The 19,587-nt window shown below is 50.3% G+C and carries 19 protein-coding genes; 13 read left to right on the top strand and 6 right to left on the bottom strand.

All coding sequences use genetic code 11. The features are described from left to right. Positions 1–47 precede the first annotated feature (47 nt). Complete coding sequence (locus tag ACAN56_RS19825) at positions 48–1,250, top strand: sugar efflux transporter (protein ID WP_379145243.1); 1,203 nt, start codon at positions 48–50, stop codon at positions 1,248–1,250. 25 nt (positions 1,251–1,275) lie between these two features. Continuing rightward, positions 1,276–1,641, top strand: a complete 366-nt coding sequence (locus ACAN56_RS19820; protein WP_038587775.1) for a response regulator — start codon at positions 1,276–1,278, stop codon at positions 1,639–1,641. A 114-nt stretch (positions 1,642–1,755) separates the two neighbouring features. On the opposite strand, the gene ACAN56_RS19815 is transcribed toward ACAN56_RS19820, so the two are convergent. Next, complete coding sequence (locus ACAN56_RS19815; RefSeq protein ID WP_231578393.1) at positions 1,756–2,277, bottom strand: DUF1036 domain-containing protein; 522 nt, start codon at positions 2,275–2,277, stop codon at positions 1,756–1,758. 225 nt (positions 2,278–2,502) lie between these two features. Between ACAN56_RS19815 and ACAN56_RS19810 the strand changes: the two genes are divergently transcribed. Both ACAN56_RS19810 and ACAN56_RS19805 read left to right on the top strand, forming a co-directional pair. Next, entirely contained in the window at positions 2,503–3,546 is a 1,044-nt protein-coding gene (locus tag ACAN56_RS19810; RefSeq protein WP_038587773.1) for a chymotrypsin family serine protease, read from the top strand. A 106-nt stretch (positions 3,547–3,652) separates the two neighbouring features. After that, the gene (locus ACAN56_RS19805; RefSeq protein ID WP_038587771.1) at positions 3,653–3,997 is read left to right on the top strand and encodes a hypothetical protein; all 345 of its coding nucleotides are present in this window, start codon (positions 3,653–3,655) and stop codon (positions 3,995–3,997) included. 117 nt (positions 3,998–4,114) lie between these two features. On the opposite strand, the gene ACAN56_RS19800 is transcribed toward ACAN56_RS19805, so the two are convergent. The 4 genes from ACAN56_RS19800 to ACAN56_RS19785 all read right to left on the bottom strand — a co-directional run bounded on the left by ACAN56_RS19800 (position 4,115) and on the right by ACAN56_RS19785 (position 7,079). Beyond that, positions 4,115–4,792 carry a sensor domain-containing protein gene (locus ACAN56_RS19800; RefSeq protein ID WP_379145239.1) on the bottom strand — a complete coding sequence of 226 codons (678 nt, stop codon included), beginning with the start codon at positions 4,790–4,792 and terminating at the stop codon, positions 4,115–4,117. Between the two features lie 2 nt (positions 4,793–4,794). Further along, a complete protein-coding gene (locus tag ACAN56_RS19795) occupies positions 4,795–5,436 on the bottom strand; it encodes a TetR/AcrR family transcriptional regulator (RefSeq protein ID WP_379145237.1) in 642 nt (213 codons plus the stop codon). Positions 5,437–5,670: 234 nt separating this feature from the next. Beyond that, entirely contained in the window at positions 5,671–6,330 is a 660-nt protein-coding gene (locus tag ACAN56_RS19790) for an urea amidolyase associated protein UAAP2 (protein ID WP_379145235.1), read from the bottom strand. 32 nt (positions 6,331–6,362) lie between these two features. Next, positions 6,363–7,079, bottom strand: coding sequence for an urea amidolyase associated protein UAAP1 (locus ACAN56_RS19785; RefSeq protein ID WP_038587762.1), 717 nt, complete (start codon positions 7,077–7,079; stop codon positions 6,363–6,365). A gap of 626 nt (positions 7,080–7,705) precedes the next feature. Here ACAN56_RS19785 and ACAN56_RS19780 point away from each other — a divergent pair. From ACAN56_RS19780 to ACAN56_RS19745, 8 genes are all read left to right on the top strand, one after another. After that, a complete protein-coding gene (locus tag ACAN56_RS19780) occupies positions 7,706–9,433 on the top strand; it encodes an allophanate hydrolase (RefSeq protein WP_052092481.1) in 1,728 nt (575 codons plus the stop codon). A 33-nt stretch (positions 9,434–9,466) separates the two neighbouring features. Beyond that, complete coding sequence (locus tag ACAN56_RS19775) at positions 9,467–11,095, top strand: PucR family transcriptional regulator (protein ID WP_379145233.1); 1,629 nt, start codon at positions 9,467–9,469, stop codon at positions 11,093–11,095. Between the two features lie 30 nt (positions 11,096–11,125). Beyond that, the gene (locus ACAN56_RS19770; protein WP_063848030.1) at positions 11,126–11,932 is read left to right on the top strand and encodes an ABC transporter permease; all 807 of its coding nucleotides are present in this window, start codon (positions 11,126–11,128) and stop codon (positions 11,930–11,932) included. Positions 11,933–11,962: 30 nt separating this feature from the next. Next, a complete protein-coding gene (locus ACAN56_RS19765; RefSeq protein WP_379145229.1) occupies positions 11,963–12,763 on the top strand; it encodes an ABC transporter ATP-binding protein in 801 nt (266 codons plus the stop codon). Then, positions 12,750–14,123 (top strand): MATE family efflux transporter, encoded by a 1,374-nt coding sequence (locus ACAN56_RS19760; RefSeq protein WP_038587754.1) that lies wholly within the window; start codon positions 12,750–12,752, stop codon positions 14,121–14,123. The genes ACAN56_RS19765 and ACAN56_RS19760 overlap by 14 nt, the downstream gene beginning before the upstream one ends. 64 nt (positions 14,124–14,187) lie before the next feature. Continuing rightward, a complete protein-coding gene (locus ACAN56_RS19755) occupies positions 14,188–15,252 on the top strand; it encodes an ABC transporter substrate-binding protein (RefSeq protein WP_038598964.1) in 1,065 nt (354 codons plus the stop codon). 43 nt (positions 15,253–15,295) lie between these two features. Then, positions 15,296–15,865 carry a cysteine hydrolase family protein gene (locus ACAN56_RS19750; RefSeq protein ID WP_038587752.1) on the top strand — a complete coding sequence of 190 codons (570 nt, stop codon included), beginning with the start codon at positions 15,296–15,298 and terminating at the stop codon, positions 15,863–15,865. Between the two features lie 27 nt (positions 15,866–15,892). Then, complete coding sequence (locus ACAN56_RS19745) at positions 15,893–16,462, top strand: cysteine hydrolase family protein (RefSeq protein WP_038587750.1); 570 nt, start codon at positions 15,893–15,895, stop codon at positions 16,460–16,462. A 149-nt stretch (positions 16,463–16,611) separates the two neighbouring features. On the opposite strand, the gene ACAN56_RS19740 is transcribed toward ACAN56_RS19745, so the two are convergent. After that, positions 16,612–17,973, bottom strand: coding sequence for a M20 family metallopeptidase (locus ACAN56_RS19740; protein ID WP_052092479.1), 1,362 nt, complete (start codon positions 17,971–17,973; stop codon positions 16,612–16,614). 177 nt (positions 17,974–18,150) lie between these two features. On the opposite strand from ACAN56_RS19740, the gene ACAN56_RS19735 reads away from it, so the two are divergent. Beyond that, positions 18,151–19,482 carry a hypothetical protein gene (locus tag ACAN56_RS19735; protein ID WP_379145224.1) on the top strand — a complete coding sequence of 444 codons (1,332 nt, stop codon included), beginning with the start codon at positions 18,151–18,153 and terminating at the stop codon, positions 19,480–19,482. Positions 19,483–19,587 lie beyond the last annotated feature (105 nt).

Below are 19,587 nucleotides of genomic sequence, written 5' to 3'. Positions count from 1 at the left end.
AAAGAGAAAGCCGCAAGGCTAGAAAGTGAAGGAGAAACTTTACGTACATGTTGACGCGAACCCGCCAGCTTTTCCTGATTCCAAGCTACTCCCTGTTTATGATCTGCATGATGCTACAGGGGATGGCCATTTCCATCAGCTCTCCCTTTTTGGCCGTTTATTTCACAACAAAGCTGGGGGTTTCCGCAGGAACCTTCGGAATCTTTACCGCAGTGACCTTAATCAGCGGGGTCTGGCTCAGCTCGATCATTGCCAAACGCTCCGATTCCGGACTGAACCGTAAAACACTCATGGTCACAGCCATGCTGTTCAACGCACTGGCTTTTGCCGGTTATTTATTCATCCACGAATTTTATGCGCTGCTGCTGTATATGACGGTCTTCACTGCGATTGGCGCTCCGGCCATGCCGCAAATGTTCGCCAGTGCACGGGAAGCGGTAAATGCCAGTCCGTCCGCCGATCATGCCTTTGCCAATTCAAGTCTGCGCTCGATGTTCTCCCTGGGGTTTATTACCGGCCCGCTGATCGGCTCGATCCTCCTTAATCACTTGGGGTTCCAGGGTATTTTCATGAGCACCTCACTGATCTTCCTGCTTAATGCCTTGCTGGTCTGCTTCTTCGTGAAACGTCCTGTATTAAAGAAGCCAGCCGGTATTCAAGCCGCAACGCAGCTGAAGCTGCATCAGAACGCCAGAGTGCTTATCCCGTTTCTGGTGCTGACCCTGTTATATGCCGGGCACTGGCTTAACAATCTGAATATCTCATTGTTCATCATTAACACCTTGGGCGGCAGTACGCAGAATGTAGCTACGGTCTCGAGTATTTGTGCGCTGCTGGAGATTCCATTCATGCTCGTATTAGGGGTATTGTCTGCCAAAACCTCCAATCGGGTGCTGATGTTCTGGGGAATACTACTGGGAGCGGCTTATTATATTTTGGTGCTTGCCTCGACACAATTGTGGCATCTCTTGGCCGGGCAGGTGCTGCTGGCTTTCTTTGTTGCCGTGATTTCGGCCATCGGAATCAGCTACATTCAGGATTTGCTCCCTGATCTGCCCGGATATGCTTCAACGTTATATACCAATGCCACTACCATCGGACGGCTGGGCGGAAGTCTGGCCGGAGGGGCCGCTGCCGAGTGGGTCGGATACCGGAATGCTTACTGGGGCTGCTTGCTGCTTGTTGTATTCTCCCTTGCACTTATGTTGCTTCCCCAGCGCTACTCCGCACAAAAGGTGTATGAATCCTAAATGCAACCAGACAGGAGGCAATATTATGAAAATCATGCTTGTTGACGACAAACCTCATGTACGCAATCACCTGAAGCTGATGCTGAAACAGCTCCATTTTAAAGAGGATGTTATTCTTGAGGCTAATTGCGATCAGGAAGCCATTCGGCTGATTACCGAACATGAACCGGATATTATTGTGACCGATGCCAAACTGCTGCTGCTCGGAGAAGCGCCTTTATCTGAACGCCTTGCCAATGCCCAATATCCGCAGAGTACAATTATTGTCACCAGCAGCCATCCGTTTGTCCTCGAAGCTTTCAGCAAAGGGGGCATTGTTTCCCTGCTGAAACCTATTGCTACAGGCGAGCTGGAAGGCGCGTTAATGAGAGCCTTTGCCGTCACCGGATAACCGGGACAATACATCCTTTGTTTTAGAAAAAAAGAGTGCCCTATCCAATGATAGGTGCACTCTTTTTGCATTTATTCAGTTGATTCAAAGATTAAAAGAAGTGTTTGGCGTTCACTATCTTCTCCGTTTTTTAGGCACGGCTCTGCGTTTGGCCAAAACCGGTCTTCCCGAGGCTAGCTTTCTGGCCTTCAGCGGAACTCTGCGCACAAGCCGTTTTCCAGGCTTTGTAGGCAATGCTGTCCGAAGATGGATTAACCCTTTTTTGCTTCGGCTGCTGCTGGAGATTAACACAACTGTGTAGTTGCGGACGCTGGATCCGACAGGAACTCTACGAAAGCCAAGTTCTCTGCAGTCGTTGCAGTCGCTGTCCCAGCACTGATTGAAGGCGTCATTAGGGATATCTGTATAGTATCCCCCTGACCAGGTATAGCTGTCACTCTCTGCATAGTAAAAGAATGTGTTGCCCCCGGCATACCCGCTCCACACTTGTCTCGACTGGCCCGGTTCGATCCGGTACCAGCCGATTGTGGCGTAGTTGACAGGAGAACAGCTGAAATCCGGGTAAGCATAGGCAACAAATATCGTCTCACTTGTACTGTTGCGGAAATTAAGCCCCATTGTCTTCATTCCCTTCATCACTTTTTTCCTTACCCTGCATCATATGAAAATAGTGAATAAAGGGGTTGGACAATAGTTTATTGTTAGACAAATAGGGCATATTGTCACTCCAGTCATTGTGCGGCATGTACGACAAAATAAATAAATCGCCTCTGGACTTCATAAAAGAGCGGATAATCGCCCATGCCTTTTACACCTCAGGATAATATACTATCTTATTCTAATGAGGTTAGGTGATGAACAGTGGCAACATTTGCTGAAGCTCTTGTGATAAAGAAAAACATAGCAAGTACCGTGCTCAAGAACCGGAAAATTCATGGAGTCGGGATAGGGTATTACGACCCCAAACATCCCAAAAAAGGCGCAGCCGTGATCCTCTACGCCAATGCCGTGAGCAGCACCGCCCTGGGTTTGGGTCCAAAATTCTCCTCGCAGGTCAAAGGCAAGCCTATAAATGTCCCCATCCGGGTAGTAAAGACCAAAAAAATACGCAGCAATGCAAGTTACCAGGACCGGATTCGTCCAGTCGTAGCAGGCTACAGTATTGGTACGACCGGCGGTTCAGGAACCGCAGGCTTAATTGTCAGCAGCGGCAATCAGCTGTATGTGCTCAGCAATAACCACGTGCTTACCAATCCGACCAACTCCAACAACCGGGCGGAAACGCTGCAGCCGGGCGGCGCGGATGAAGGGCGGACCGTAAGGGATCGGGTCGGGTATTTATCGCGTTTTGTAACTTTGAAGACAAATGGTACTAACCGCATAGATGCGGCCTTGTCCCGCCCTGTAAGAAACAGCATTCTCAGTCCGAAATATGCAACGGTAGGCAACATTCCCGGTCATGTCACTTCCTACCGTGTAGGGGAGCGTTTCAAAAAGGTAGGACGGACAACAGGTCTGACCAGGGGAAGAGTCGATTCGGTGAATACGGATGTACAGGTGGATTATGGTAGGGATGTAGGCGTGCTAACCTTCCGCAATCAATCGATAATTCTGAGTGATACACCTGTATCGCTTCCTGGAGACTCCGGTTCTGTCTGGCTCAGAAGCGCGGATAATTTCGCGGCGGCTGTGAATTACGCCGGTACAGAGGACGGAAAGACTTCGGTTGCCTTTCCCGTCGATTGGGCACTCCGGGCACTCCGGGTGCGTGTAGCACGTCCTGCGGGACAAAGAGCGGGCAAGGTAAAGGTTGTAGATACCCATAACGGCAATGCTGCTTATACCCGCCGCCTCACTCCGAAAGAGCTTTCCATGCTTAAGGTAATCCGGCCAAAATCTAAATAAGAAACTCTAGAATAATTTGGATTAATCTCCATGTACATTCATACAAGCTCACACCCCTCTCTTCTCGTAAGATAATCTATCCTACGAAGAAAGAGGCGAGCAGCAAATGGCAATAAAAAAACTATCACTTAGAAATAAAGCTAAAGGTAAAGGTAAAAGAGTCACCCTGCGGCCAAACAGAGCGCGCTCCACGCAAAACCTTGGGAATGGTTTCCGCCGTATTCAGTTTCCCGCTGTAATCATCGAAGCCAACGACTTCCTTTTCCTCTTCTTATCTGCTGGAAGAGGCAGAGCTGTCGTTAGTGCGGGATGGACAATTTCCAATTTGACTTCCGCCTGGCCAACAGACAGCTTCCCGAACAGCGACTCGGAGTGGGTTATCATCCTTGAAAACCCGACAGGCGTTGCAAGAAGCGTCATTCCGTTCCTGATTACCAAGTCACGCCGCTAATAGCAGAGGGTGCAAAAAGAAACGGCGGCTCCCCCTTTGAGGGGAGCCGTTGCATTTAAAAGAGACACGATATCCCTAGGGTATCGTGTCTCTTTTTATTAGAGATTACACTGGCTGCTATACTCTCGACCCTGCTTCCTTGTTAATAGACGCAGGTTTCACTCCATAGGTGAAGTCACCGGCTATCCCCCGAATCCAGGCGGAATATAATCTCCCCAACCCTCTTATGGTCATAGGCAGCAACAGGGCCAGCACTATGCCGATTGCAGCCGCTACCCAGGAACGCTGATATACATTAAGCCACGGCAAGAACAGATTCATCGTCCCGTCAAAGGAATACAGATCAAAGGAAAGGGATAAGACCTTGCTTAACTTGTAAGCTGCCGGTGACAATATAATCGCAATAACAACGGCGGGAAGCGTGACAGCAAGGGTAAACCCGGCAATGCCTACGGGAAGCTGGGCTATACTATAGAGGATCCCCCGCCAGCTCTTACGATTTAAAAGCATAGACAGCATGGAACGCCAATCCTTCCAATCCACAATGGATCGGGAGTCCTCAGCTTGGAGCGGTTGCTCTTCTCCCTGCATCCACTCTGTTACCGCCTGCTCTTCTTTGGCCATCATCCAGCGGCATAGGGTAAATGTTGCAGCCAGCAACGGCAGTCCAATCCCTACAATAAGCAGCGGCAAGCCGGCACATATGCCTGTAACGGCAATTACAAACGCTGCGATCCCCTTCGGAAGGGACAGGATAAGCAGGAGCCAGGACTTCAGCGCACTTGGTTTACGCATAATTAAAAGCCTCCTAATAAGGTCAATGTAGAAATGTACAAGCTATCCATCAGCCGATCCACACTCTGCCGCACACTTAATTCAGCAGGGAGCTCATCACCGGCAAAACACAGCTCCAGCGTGGCATCGCGGATGATTCCATCCACAGTTACCTGAATGAGCATCAGAATGTCGGTTAAGGGAACAAGGGGCCGGAACTGGCCTCTAGCTTCACCTTCTGCACAATAATTCATCAATTGCTGAAAGAAGTAATTGTAGCCGTGCCCGGACTCGGCTTCTGCTTCCGCAGCCTGCTCAGCAAGCTGCTTCTTAACCAGCTCCGGCTGACTGGCATAGATTGCATTTAGCTCAAAGGCCAATTTGCTGTAGCCACTCTCCATAGAAGCCGTAATCTCTTGCCCGATGAAGGTAAAGATTGCGCGAAGGGTCTGGTCAGGTGAAAGGCTGGCCGCAAAAAGCTGCGTTAAAAAACCTTTGAAATCTATCTCAAGATCAAAACGGTCGGACAACGCAAACCACACCTCTTCAATATTGGCAAAATACTTATATACGCCTCCTTGGCTTAGTCCGGTCTGCCTCACGATATCCTTCATTGTTACTTTATGCAGCGGTTTACGCGCACTAACCTCCAGCGCTGCATCCAAAATTTCATTGATTCTACTCTCTGTATATGCCTCGCTAACTTTTGGAATACAATGTCCCCCCTCACTCAAAATAACGACACATTGTCGTTTTAATTATTCTCATCTTACGCAGCATCGGGATCATTGTCAATATTTTGAAATTGAAGTTTTTTACCGGTCACGCAAAAAAAACAGCCTGTCCTTAGACAAGCTGCCAGATGTATTCGTTAACGTGCGCCATATAATCCAGCTGCTCTATTCGTTCCAAATAAGCACATGGACCGGCGTAGGATTATAGGCGTTGCATGGATTGTTCAATTGGGGGCAATTGCTGATCAGCACCATGGCATGGCAGCTGGATTGGAGCTCTACATAACACCCCGGTCCCGACACGCCATCCTCAAACGTTAATCCGCCTTCAGGCGTTACAGGCACATTCATGAAAAAGTTAATGTTTGGAGACAGGTCTCTTTTTGCATAACGGTGGCCTTCCGGATGTTTAGCAAGCTCCAGCATAAACGTATCCCGGCAATTATGCATGTGGCCCTTCTCATGCGCATACCGGATTGTATTGCTCTGGGAAGAGCAGGAACCGCCCAAGGTGTCATGTCGTCCGCAGGTATCGGCTACTATGGAGGCAAGCTCCTTGCCGGATTCCGCCAACAGAGTTGAGCCTGTAGTTAAATAAATATTGCTCTGTGAGTTAATCGTCCGTACAGCGCTGTAATGATCTTCCGGATTGTCCGCATCATACAGCAGCGTATCTGCGGCCTGGTTTCCTTCCAAATCCACGATTCTTAGCACCTGTCCCGGTTGCAGCGCATACATCCAGCCTTCTCCGGCCGGAATGACCTGATCATAAACAGCAGCCTCCGGTTTACGGGTGCTTTCCACACGATGAAATGCCTTTAACATGTTCTTCCTCCTTCACTTAACAAGACTTTCTGCTAGTTTTGCAGAGCGTAATACGTCCATGTGTTGTCAAAAGCGCGGCGGTTCTCCGGCCGGAAATTGACGCAATAGTCCCCTGCATCCACCTGCACGGCAGGAAGCACCTCAATCTTGACAGGCACAGATGGATAATCCCCCTGCGGATCGAGAGGATGCGGCGTATTGGAAAAGATCAGGAGTACATCCATCTCCAGGCGAAGTGTCACCGTTGTTCCGGCAGCACAGTGATTGTCAGCAAACCGCATATTCCCTTCCTCATCGCAGACAACCTTGGAGAACCAGTTCACCACAGGTGAGATATCGCGCTCACCCAAGCCATTCCTTACAAGCTCAACCGCCAGATTCTCCTGGCCGCTGCGCAGCCAGCCATTGCGGCTTTCCTGGTAGCAGCTGACTCCGTATTTGCTGTCCGTGCCTGCCCTTGTCGTGTAACCACCCAGCGGATCATGCCAGCCCAAATCATCATGCAGAATGCTGGCCAGCGCCCTTCCGTTATCGCTCATAAGCACATTGCCCCTGGTTAAGTGAGCAGTATGCTGCGCCTTCAGTGTATCGGGCATATTGTAACGCTCAGACAAATCTCGTGCATGATACATCAGCATTGAGACATTGGCGCCCGCTTCGAGTGCCGTCAGACGAATCAGCTTCCCTCTGCCAACAATGCCGGACCACTTGCCTCCCGGATGCATCGTTTCACTCCAAATCGCATTCATCAACAACTCCACTCCTTTTCCCCTCTTGTCAGCAGCTATTTCAATCCGTTCTAAAGCACAGCAGTCACATCAAACTTTATGTTAGGCAAGATAACATATCATTTCGATAATTGTCAAACAAGAAAATAAATAGTTTTGATTATAAATGAATGTCTCACCGCTTCTTTCTGAATCTTTCCCGCAAGGTTCCCGGAGGAACCTTCATCTATGTAAAATACGAATCATTCTCTCAAAACACTTCCCTTCTCCTCCCAATTCCTTGCTCAAAATAGCCGAAACAGTAGACATTTAAGGGTATCTTTGATTAAACGTTCACAAATCCGGAGCGATTTATTTAGCGACACTTCACAAATAGCACCTGTCTTTAGCGGCCTAATCTGTCAACTCATGATGAAAATCATCCCATGCTCCTGCGATGCCTTGACAGTCTTCCAGAACGGGAACGATAATGAAGAACATAATTAACGTGTTAAATTAATTTACATTTAAACATTGAATATCTCTCTTCATCATCGTTTAAGCTCTCACTAAAGTCATAATATCTAACACGAAACTTCATTATTTAACTTTCGCAAAACACATTGGTTAACTATCTGACAGAGAGGGGTTCAACCATTTTGAAAAAAATGACGATCAGCACATTGAAGACGATGTACAAAAACGGCAAACTAACACCTCTGGCATTAATGGAGGACATTATCAGGCAGGCCGAGCAGGAGAAAGAGAGCAACATCTGGATCACCCCTCCTTCGTTAGCTCATATCCAGCCTTATCTGGACAAGCTTGAACAGATGAATCCGGATGAATATCCGCTGTGGGGCATCCCTTTTGCCATCAAGGATAATATCGACTTGGCAGACGTAACTACAACAGCCGGCTGCCCCGCTTACTCCTATCAACCTGAGAAGAGTGCAGACATCATCACCAGGCTGGTGAAAGCAGGAGCTATTCCTATAGGAAAAACGAATCTGGATCAATTCGCGACCGGCCTTGTCGGTACACGCAGCCCGTTTGGAGAAACGCATAACGCGCTTAAGCCCGAGCTGATCAGCGGTGGCTCCAGTAGCGGTTCTGCCGTAGCCGTCGCAAGAGGACAAGCCGTCTTCTCGCTTGGAACCGACACTGCCGGGTCGGGACGCGTGCCGGCGGCGCTTAATGACCTGGTAGGCTACAAATCAAATATCGGCGATTGGCCTACCCGGGGTGTGGTGCCGGCCTGTGCCACCCTGGATTGCGTAACGGTATTCGCAAGCACACTGGACGATGTTTATCTTGTGGATGCTGTCGCCCGCAGCAAGCAGCCGGGCGGCAATGGCAAAGACAAATATGAAATCATCGCTTCCGTGAAACCTCAAAAGCTGCTGCTTCCCAAAGAACCTCTATACTTTTACGGCGAGTTCAAAGATGCCTACCGTACGGCATGGGAAGCGGCGGTACGGCGCTTGGAATTGTGCGGAATTCCTATAGAATATGTGGATTGCAGTCTGTTCAACAAGACCTCAAGTCTTCTATACGACGGTCCTTGGGTTGCCGAGCGCTGGTCCGACCTTGGAGAATTCGTCGAAAACCACCCCGGGGACATTTTTGAGGTTACCGAACAGATTCTGCGCTCCTCGCTGGTGAAGGGCTACGATGCAGCTTCTGTCTTCACAGCACTCCATGAGCTTCGTGAATACAAAGAACAAGCTGATTTGCTCTTGAAGGACGCTGTACTCGTAATGCCGACCTGCGGCGGGACCTGGACGAGAGAACAGGTTGCAGTTTCCCCGGTATCCACCAATAGCGACATGGGCCATTATACTAACCATTGTAATCTGCTTGATTTAAATGCTGTCGCTTTGCCTTCCGACTATGCAGGGGAGCAGCTGCCTTTTGGCATTACGATGTTTGCCATGAGAGGCCAAGAAAACATGCTGAAAGGTGCGGCTGGCGAATTTATGAAGACCGAAGCCATCGAGCTTGCCGTCTGCGGTCTGCACATGCGGGGTTTCCCGCTAGAGAAGCAACTGCTCGACTGTGACGCTTCCTTCATCCGTTCCGACCGGACAGCTCCCTGCTACCGGCTGATTCGTCTTAACTCCGTCCCTGCCAAGCCTGGACTGATTCGTTCTGAGCAAGGAAGCTCCATTGCCGTTGAAGTGTGGAGAATTCCGATTGGCCGGCTTGGCGAATTCATCCGGCTGGTGCCAGCACCGCTTGGAATCGGCAGAATCAAGCTGGAGGACGACAGTGAGATCACCGGATTTATATGTGAGCCTTATGCCGAGATAAACGGCGAGGATATTACAGGATACGGCGGGTGGGCAGCTGCGGAGCTAGACAGGTTCCAGAGTGATACCCCTGCTACAGGCTGATCACTATGCTGATAAGGAAGGGAGGCGAGAACGATGACTCCAACCGGAGTATCTGCTGAAGAAGCTTCACCGTCATTTCGGTGCAGTGATCTATATGATATGGAGTCCCTTCAGAATCTCAAGCTGCTCGCAGGTAAAGACCGGCTGGATAATATCATTAGCCGGGTCAACATCATGGAAGTTCCGGATATTCAGAACTGGGCACAGGCAAATGAGTTTCTGGTGACCACCGGCTATTCCTACCAGAATAATATGGACGCCTTCCTTGAGCTTATCCCCCATCTGGTGAACCGGGGTGTAGCGGCATTCGGCATTAAGCCCAAGCGGTTTATTGCCGAGATTCCGCAGAAGATCATTGATTGCGCAGAAGCTCACGGACTGCCGTTGTTCGAGCTTCCGGAATCGACCATTTTCTCCAATGTGGTGCGTGAGGTCATGGAGAAGGTGATCACATTTGAAACCCGGAACATTCTGCTGCTGCAGCGCCGCCTTGAACAGGTATCGGAGTTGATGCTCCACGGGTATGATATGCCGGGAATTCTTGAGGTCGTCGGGGAGATGATCGGCAATCCGATCTCTATACTGAATGCTTTCAGCCAGTTCATCGTTTCCCCCGGGCAGCTGGACTATTTCAAGTCCTTCTACGACCACCTTCTAAGCTTTGATTCCAGATCTTCTCCCAAGCACAGCACTATTCATGCCATGGTTGCCGCAGATCACAACGTCAACCTGCATGTCTTCAACCTATGGGAGACAGAGAGAGACCCGATCCTGGTGCTGGTCGCGGAGAAGAACGGAGCCTGCAGCGAGCTCGATCTGTCCACAGTGTCCCGGATTCTCCCGCTGCTGAACATCCGGCTTAGCGGTGAGAACACCTATAAGCTGGTTCAGGCCAAATACTTTGATGATTTCCTGAAAGACTGGCTGATGGGCTGCATCCCAAGCTCCGAGGATCTCGATATTAAAGGCCAGTTCTACGGGTGCAGCAATCTGTCAGCCTGCAGCTACCGTGTGGTCATCGTGAAATTCCACTCCAGCGTGCAGCCGACACCGGACTCCACCATTCTATCGAGGCTTAATCATATGGAGCCCAGAAGTCCATCCCTCTTTACGTCGATGTCCGGCAAAATCGTCGCGCTTATGCCTCAGACTGACGGAAGCAGCGATGATCCACATAATAAGGCGGAAGCCTTGGCGGGACAGATTGCAGAAGCATGCGGCACAACAGAGTTCTCCTTATGCATTGGTGAATCCAGCAGCGCACTCTCTATTAATACGGGATATATCGATACTGAGAATTTATATATTGCCTCCTGTATCAGCCGGGAGAATTCCAGACTGATTACCTGGAAGCAGCTTGGCATCTATACGATACTCTCACTGCTCCCCAAGCATGCCAACGTCGAGAAGTTTCTCGACCGCTTTATCCGGCCGCTCGTGCTGTACGACAAAGCCCATAATTCCAGCTTAATTCTAACACTGACCGCCTACTTTCAAGTGGGCTGCAACATCAAAATCACCGCACAAGCCATGTATACCCACTATAATACCGTCGTTTACCGCCTCGATAAGATCAAGACGATACTCGGCATCTCGTTCGACGATCCGGAATTACGGCTTCAGTTACAACTGGGTTTAAAGATTTACGAAATGGGAGAGTAGAGCGAACATACTTTGAAAGGGGAGTTATAAGTGAACAACAGAGGTCTGCTGCGAAATCTGTTTCGGATTCGTCGGGATATTAATCCTCGTCTATTTAATTCTATTATGATCATCACTTTCTTGCTGCTGATTTTGCTGTGGTATGTTGGGAGCAACTTTTCGGGCATCAACCCGATCTTCCTGCCTACACCTCAAGCGACCTTCTCTTACCTGTTCACAGCTATCCTGGATGGAAGCATCTTGCAGGATATCACTATCAGCTGCTATCGCGTGCTGATGGGCTTTCTTATCGCGGTTGTGATCGGCGTTCCGCTGGGCCTGCTGTCAGGCACCTATAAAATCATAAACGCTGTAACCAAACCGTTGATCGAATTCTTCCGCTACCTGCCCGTATCGGCGCTGATACCGCTGATCATGGTCTGGACAGGCGTAGGTGAGACGGCAAAAATTACGATTATTGTCGTCGGCGCCGTCTTTTCGATGACCGCCATGATTGCAGATATCGTCAAAGGCATTCAGATCGACCTGATCAACACTGCTTATACGCTGGGAGCCTCTCAAGCCCAGGTGATCCGCAATGTCATTATCCCCGCCATTATGCCGAATGTCATGGACACGATGCGCATGGTTATGGGCTGGGCATGGACGTACCTGATTATGGCGGAAATGCTGGCTTCCAGCTCCGGGCTTGGCTACAACATCATGATCGCAGAACGGTTTATGAAGACTTACATCATCTTTGGCGGCATTTTTGTCATCGGAATTCTCGGTTTGCTGTTCGACCGTATATTTGCCTTCATCAACAAGCGCCTGTTCCACTGGGCCGAAGACGTGTAAAGCAGCCACACTCGAAAGGGGACCACTCTTATGCAGCAAGTGCCAGCCATCAAAATTTCCTGCAAAAACCTCAACAAGATTTACCGATCCAAAAAAACGGAAACCTTCGCTCTTGAGAACATCAACATTGATATTGCCAACAATGAATTCATTAGTGTCGTTGGTCCCTCCGGCTGCGGCAAATCGACCCTGCTCCGCATTTTTGCCGGACTGGACGAAGCAACCTCCGGCGATATCCTGCTCGACAACCGCGTCATGACCGGCCCGGGCGCGGACCGCGGCATGGTATTCCAGGCGTATACTCTATTTCCATGGCTGACGGTAGAGAAGAACATCCGCTTTGGCCTAAAGCTGAAGAAAATGCCCAAGGCGGAGGCGGATCAAATCGTCGAGAAATACTTGAACCTAGTGGGCTTAACCGATTTTCGCAACAGGCTGCCCAAAGAGCTGTCCGGCGGTATGAAACAGCGGGTAGCCATTGCCCGAGCGCTGGCCAACAATCCGGAGGTACTGCTGATGGACGAGCCCTTTGGCGCACTTGATCCCGACACCAAAGGAAATATGCAGCTGCAGCTGCGGGAATTGTGGGAGAAGGAGAAGCATACCGTCATCTTTATTACACACGACATTGAGGAAGCCGCCTTCCTGTCCCAGCGTGTGTATGTTATGAGCTCCCGCCCGGGGCGGGTCATTGCGGATATCCCGATTGATCTGCCGCAGAAGCGCGATCTGGAGCTTAAGGACACACCGGAATTTATCCAGATCCGCAAAAAAATCCATAGCCTTCTGCATTCAAAAGATTTCGGGAATGACCTTCATGCGACAAGCTAGCTTTATCGCTACATTCCATGAGGATAAGGCTTTTCTGAAAGGCTTCCTGCTCTTATCACTTCCTATCGGCCTGCAAAGCATGTTGACCAGCATCACCAACACCTTCGCTTCCTTAATGGTGGGCCAGCTTGGAGACCTGCAGGTATCTGCTGTCAGTCTGGCGGGGCAAGTTTTTTTCATTCTCAATCTGATGATTGTCGGCATTGTCAGCGGCTCTACCATTTTTCTGTCGCAATATTACGGTAAAGGCGATCAGCACAATCTCAAGATCGCATCGGCTGTCGCATTTGCCCTCGTGCTTGCGGTTAGTGCCTTGTTCACTCTGATCGGCCTGCTGTTCCCGGCAGAGGTGCTCCATATTTTCTCCAATGAGCAAGAGGTGGTTGAGCAGGCTGCCAATTATCTGCAGACGGTGTGCATCAGTTATTTGCCTACAGGGTTGTCCCTGGCCTGCACAATGATCTACCGGAATATCGGGCGGGCCGGCCTGCCTCTCCGGATCACTCTTTTGACGATCATCATCGACATTATTCTCAGCTATATGCTCATCTTCGGCTATGCCGGTCTGCCTGTTCTCGGTATTCAGGGGGCTGCCGTTGCCATTGTAATTGCCAGAACGATAGAAATGCTGATTACGACTTCCATTCTGTACAGCAAGTTCAAAAGCTTTGCTCCGACACTCCGGAATCTATTCTCGGCAAAAAAGGAATTTCTAGCAGTATTCTTTAAAACCTCCGCTCCGGTCATTTTAAATGAGACGGTGTGGAGTATCGGTTACGCCTTGTATAGCGTCGTCTTCTATCATATGGGCTACGCGGTCGGGGCAGCCGTCGGGATCGCCAAAGTGCTGGAACAGCTGCTAATCGCATTGTTTATCGGAACCGGACAAGCTGCCGCGATTATTCTCGGTCAGACCATTGGAGAAGGTAAACCGGAGAAGGCTCCTTATTATTCCAACCGTATGGCGACCTATACCGCTCTCGGCGGAGTACTGCTGGGCATTATTATGATGACCTGTGTGCCGCTCTTCCTGAATCTGTACCAGGCAATTTCGCAGGAAGTCCGCGATACCATTGTCCTGATCGTCATCTATCTGGCAGTCATCATGCCCATCAAGGGAATGAACTTCATTCACATTATGGGAACGCTCCGGGCCGGCGGCGATACGAAGATGTGCTTCATCATTGATAATGTAGCCCTGTGGTGCGTATCCCTTCCGCTCACATTCCTGACCGGCTACGCGCTTAATCTCGGCATCGAAATCGTGTTTCTGTTCGTAATTCTGGATGACTTGTTCAAGTTCACGCTGGTACGCATCCGGATTCGGGGCAACAAGTGGATTCACAATCTGGTGGAATGATTCCTTGGAATCCTTCTGCCGGATGTTGATCATATACAAACCAAATGGAGGGGAAGAAATCAACATGAAACAAAAAAAATTCGGCTTCATTCAAACGGGTGCGACCCTGCTGGCCTCGGTGGCCATGCTGTCCAGCTTATTGGCTTGCGGAAACACGAATTCGGCGGATGGTTCAGCTGATGCTGCAGGCGGCAACAGCTCTGCCGCTCCGGCAAAAAGTCCTGTTACCGTGAAAACGGCCTATGCGCCATTCATCGGCGGAATTGGCATTTATGCACTGGATGATAAGAAATTCGACCTCGACCATAACGTTGACCTGAAAATCGGCGCGTTTGGAGCCACCTCTCCTCTGATGAGTGTCATGACTGGCGATGTAGACATGGCCTTTACGACTCTCCAATCCTATTTGGTTTCAGTGAATGCACTTATTGAAGAAGGCTCCGATATTACCACGTTGCCAAAAATCGTCTATTTGCATAATGCTTCTACGGGCGCAGACGGCATTGTATCCGATGCAAGCATCAAGAGCGTGGCTGACCTGAAAGGAAAATCTGTTAGTGCTCAATACGGCGAGGTAACCCACTATATGCTGGCCAAGGCACTTGCTACGGCAGGGATGACTATAGACGATGTCAAGCTCGTAGATATGGGGCCGGGCAAAGGCGGCGCCGCGTTTGTGGCCGGCAGCGTAGATGCAGCAACCACTTTCGAGCCTTATCTGTCCCAAGGCACAACCTCGCGCGATGGTAATATTATCATTTCGACTGCCGACATGGAGAATACGATTCTGGACGTCGTGGTAGTATCCGCCAAAAACGCCGCAGAGAAGCCGGAATGGCTGCTAAACACGCTTAAAGCGGTGGAAGACGCAACTCAATACATCGAAGGTGATCTGGATGCAGCTGCGGAGCTGACAGCTGACGATCTGCAAGTAAGTGCCGAAGAAGTCAAAGCGATGTTCCCTACCGTTCATTTGTACACACTGGCCGATAATGTGGAAGGCATCGGTGAAGGCGGCTGGATTTACGACACCATGCAGGACGTCGTTGATTTCTACACATCCATCGGTATAATCAAAGAACCGTTTGACGTAACACAGCTTGTATCTACAGACTTTTTGTGGGAATAGCTGCTAGCCCGTAAACTATTATTATAACCGGAGGCGATCCTTGATGATTACGATACCCGAACATAGCGTGTACATCCTGATTGATGTGCAGAACTCGGATCCTGCAAAATCGCGCGGCCTGACTCCACAAAGACAGGCTTATCTCAAAAACGTGGAACGCGTAACTGAATATTTCCGCACACGCGGCGATGTGCCGATTGTGCATATTCGCGAGATTCACCGCAAAGACCTGATCGACTTTGGCCGGGAGCTTGACGGCGCCGAGAATATCCATTGTGTGGAAGGGAATCCCGAAGCCACCTATTATGAGCCTACAGCACCCATCGAAGGAGAATACACGGTCGACAAACGCCGCTATAGTGCCTTCTTCGGCACTGACCTGGAAATTCTGCTGCGCGGCCTCAAGGCTGAGCACCTGTTCCTGGTTGGGGGCATGACAGACATTTGTGTGCATTATACTGCGGTAGACGCGCATCAATACAACTATCATGTGCATGTGTTCAAAGAAGCTGTTGGCACGCCAAGCAGTGACGAAGTAGCTCAAGCCGCACTAGACAACATTGAATACTTTCAAACTGGCTCGATCATCTCTGTCGAGGACTTATTCAACTAAAATCAGGAAAATGAAAGGAGATTTCTTATGAACAAAATACCTGAACATAGCGCCCTCATCGTCGTAGACATCCAGAACGACATGGAGAGCGATGCCATTCCCGTCATGGAGGGCGGCACTTGTATGCTGAACTCGCCCAAGGTTATCAAGCATTTCCGTGAGCTGGGTCTGCCAGTCATCCAAATCCGCGAGCTTCACCGCGCCGACCTCAGCGATTTCGGGCGCGAGCTCGACGGTGTGGAGAAGATTCACTGCCTGGAAGGCACTCCGGCCGAAGAATTCCATCCGTCGACCGCGCCAATCGAAGGCGAATATATTATTACCAAACGGCGGTACAGCGGCTTCTTCGCGACTGACCTCGACCTGCTGCTCCGCTGCCTAGGCGTCAAACGCCTATTCCTCATCGGCGGCATGACAGACATCTGCGTCCGCTTCACAGCCGTTGATGCACACCAGCATGACTATCACTTTCATGTCGTATCAGACGCCGTAATCGGCACCAGTCATCAGGCACATAACATGGCGCTCAAGAACATGGAATATCTGCAGACCGGTGCTAACATAACTACGGAGCAGGTTCTCGCTCTATCTCTGTAATCCTTATATGCTTGTATGTATATATAGAAGGAAAAAAGCAGCATTCTGCCGTATGTTTCCTTGCCAGGGAGCATACAGATAGAATGCTGCTTTTGATTATTGTTCATAAACCGGGTTGGCTGCACTACTGTGCAGCCATCTCATCAGCGTTATTCAGGCTGCTGCCGGAATAACCGTTCCTTCACCGGTGGATTGACATGAGCGGGAATCGGGCAGGTATAACCTTCCATGCCGCCCCGGTTTCTAAGCTCCTGCTTCGCTTCTTCCAGAATGTCATGGTGCATAAGCAGTTCGACTGCGGTTGCAGCCATGACCTTTGCAGCATGCAGCATGCCCTTATGGCTAGCTGAGGTCATCCCTTGCGCCACCATCTGCCAGGAATGAAATGGCGTTTCCGACGCGTAGCAGACGGTCTCCAGCTGAGCCGTCGGCACAACCCAGCTTACATCCGATACGTCAGTAGAGCCTAACATTATTCCGCTGACAGGTTCGTATGGGTCAAGCGTTTTCAGCAGTCCTCCCCCGTTCACAGCCCCTGTCTGTACAGGCTCCAGCGTTGTTAAGATTTCGCTTGCATAGCTTTGCTCGTCCTCTGTAAACGCAGGTATGCCCAAATTTGTGAAACATCGATACATAACCTCTTCCAGCGTTACGTTTGGAATGAGATTGGAGCAAGCCTTTTCGAATTGAATGTCCACTTCTGTTCCGGTCATCAACGCCGCCCCCTTCGCCACATCGTTTATTCGCTGATAAATCTCGTTCACCTGCTGCATTTCCGGTGCGCGAATTAAATAAACAACCTCGGCTACGGCCTGCACCACGTTCGGGAAATGTCCGCCCGTCTCGGTCACCGCGTAATGGAACCGTGCTCCCGGCGGGATATGCTCCCTCAAGTAATTGGCCCCCACGTTCATCAATTCCACGGCATCCAGGGCGCTTCTTCCCTTATGAGGACTTATGCCGGCGTGTGCACTTTTGCCTTGGAACCTGTAGCGGAGCTGGACATTGGCCGATGACGTTTGTGACACCACTGCATTGTTATAGCCAGGATGCCAGGTTAAGGCCGCATCCACATCATCGAAGAGGCCTTCGCGTACCATGAAGGTTTTGCCGGATCCGCCTTCCTCAGCCGGACAGCCGTAGTAACGGATCGTTCCCGGAAGCCCCTTCTTGTCCATATATTCCTTAACGGCGATAACGGCTGCCAGTGAGCCCGTTCCAAGCAGATGATGGCCGCAGCCGTGGCCGTTCCCCTTGTTCTGAAGCGCCTGTTCAACCGTTACACCCGCCTGCTGGCTCATATTTGGCAACGCGTCGAATTCCCCCAATACGGCAATAACCGGACTTCCCGAGCCATACGTACCGATAAATGCGGTTGGAAGACCCCCGCCATGACGCTCGACCCGGAAGCCGGACAGCTCCAGCTGATCTGCCAGCAGACCCGCCGACTCAAACTCTTCGAACTTGGTTTCTGCCAATCCCCAGATTTGATCGCTTAGTTGCGTAAACATTTCCCGCTTATGCTCAATCCTATCCGCCTACCAATCATAATCAGCTTGCTGCTCCTCACGTATGTTCTTCAAGATGCACCTCCGGTATATTTTTGGACGTATTATTACCTTTTCCAAAATTATAGTATACTTAAGAGGCCTATTCAATGAATACGAGTAAAGATTGGACGTGAGCACATGTTAAAAATCGGTTTTATTGTAGCGGAGCACTCGGTGAAACGCCTGAAGCAGGTGCAAGGACAGCTGGAGCAGTTATGCGAGCTGACTCTGCTCCCTTACCGCTCGCTGGATGAAATCACAGCCCTTTATTTGTCCCGGCCGATGACGCTGGACGCTGTTATTTTTGGTGGAGAACTTGCTTATTTAGCTTTGCAGAAGGAGAGCAACGGCCCGTATCCTATCCGGATGAGCTACTTGGATGTTACGGAACGCGACTTCTATAAACTGATGTTTCAAGCCCACTCGGCTCATCCGGAGCTGCGCAGCTCGCGAATGGCTGTTGACTTCCTGGACCAGGATAACGGCTTTCTCGGCATAAAAGAATTACTGCAGCCTGAATTGCTACCCTATATGCCTGAAGAGCAAGCGGACAGGCTGTCGTATGAAGATATGCTCCGGTTTCATTTGGAACTATGGGAACAAGGGAACATCGACCTCTCCGTTACCCGCTACGGTAATTTGGTCGATAAGCTGACGGAGCAAGGGGTAAATGCTGTCCACTTATTCCCCTCAGACGAAACCATTCTTGAAGCGTTCAACCATATGGCTCAAGAAATAGAACGGCTGCAAATGAAAGCCAACCGCACAGCCGTCGGACAGGTTCAAGCTCAAGGGCTCCGCAAGCTGCGCGAGCAGGATGATCCCGAAGCCGTGCTCGTTATGGCGACACTGCACAAAGCGCTGCTGACTTTTTCCGGCCGGGAGGAGCTGCCTCTTATTGTTCAGAAGCACGCAGATTATTTCGAGCTGCTGGTATCTCAGCAGGATTTGGAGGAGAAATGGACAGGCGGATTGGCTAGCTGCCAACTGCTGGCTTTCCTGAACGATCAATTGTCTGTACGCGTGGATATTGGCTGGGGAGCCGGGGAGACACTGTATAAGGCCCGCTTTCATGGGCAAAACGCGCTAACACTTGCAGAGCGGCAGCCCTTGCCTAGCAGCTTCGCGGTAATGGAGGATGAACGCATCATCGGACCGCTTGGCGAGTCTAACCGTCTGAAGTTTACGCATGCCCATGACCCCCAAGCCGAAGCATGGGGCCGGCATATAGGCATCACGCCGCTTCAGGTTCAAAAGATTATAGCCGTCATGCACAAGCTGAAGCGTGATGAGCTGTCGAGTCAGGATATTGCTCTTCATCTGGGGATTACGCTGCGCAACGCCAACCGGATTATGAACCTGTTAACCGAAAAGGGAGTTGCAAATGTAAGCTACCAGAAGCAGGAGAAGCTGCGGGGCCGCCCCACCAAAATTTATAAGCTTCAATTTGAGGTACTGCGGGGCTCATAAGTTAGTGAGTGAGTGCATAGAGCATAGCGAGATTTGTGTGAAACAGCTTGATTACGGATGCACTCGCCAGCTCCCGATTAGCTCAAAGAGGCTGCCCTGGCAGCC

Source organism: Paenibacillus paludis, assembly GCF_042610515.1.
Lineage (GTDB): Bacteria > Bacillota > Bacilli > Paenibacillales > Paenibacillaceae > Paenibacillus_AQ.
This window is presented reverse-complemented; position numbering and strand designations above follow the sequence as displayed.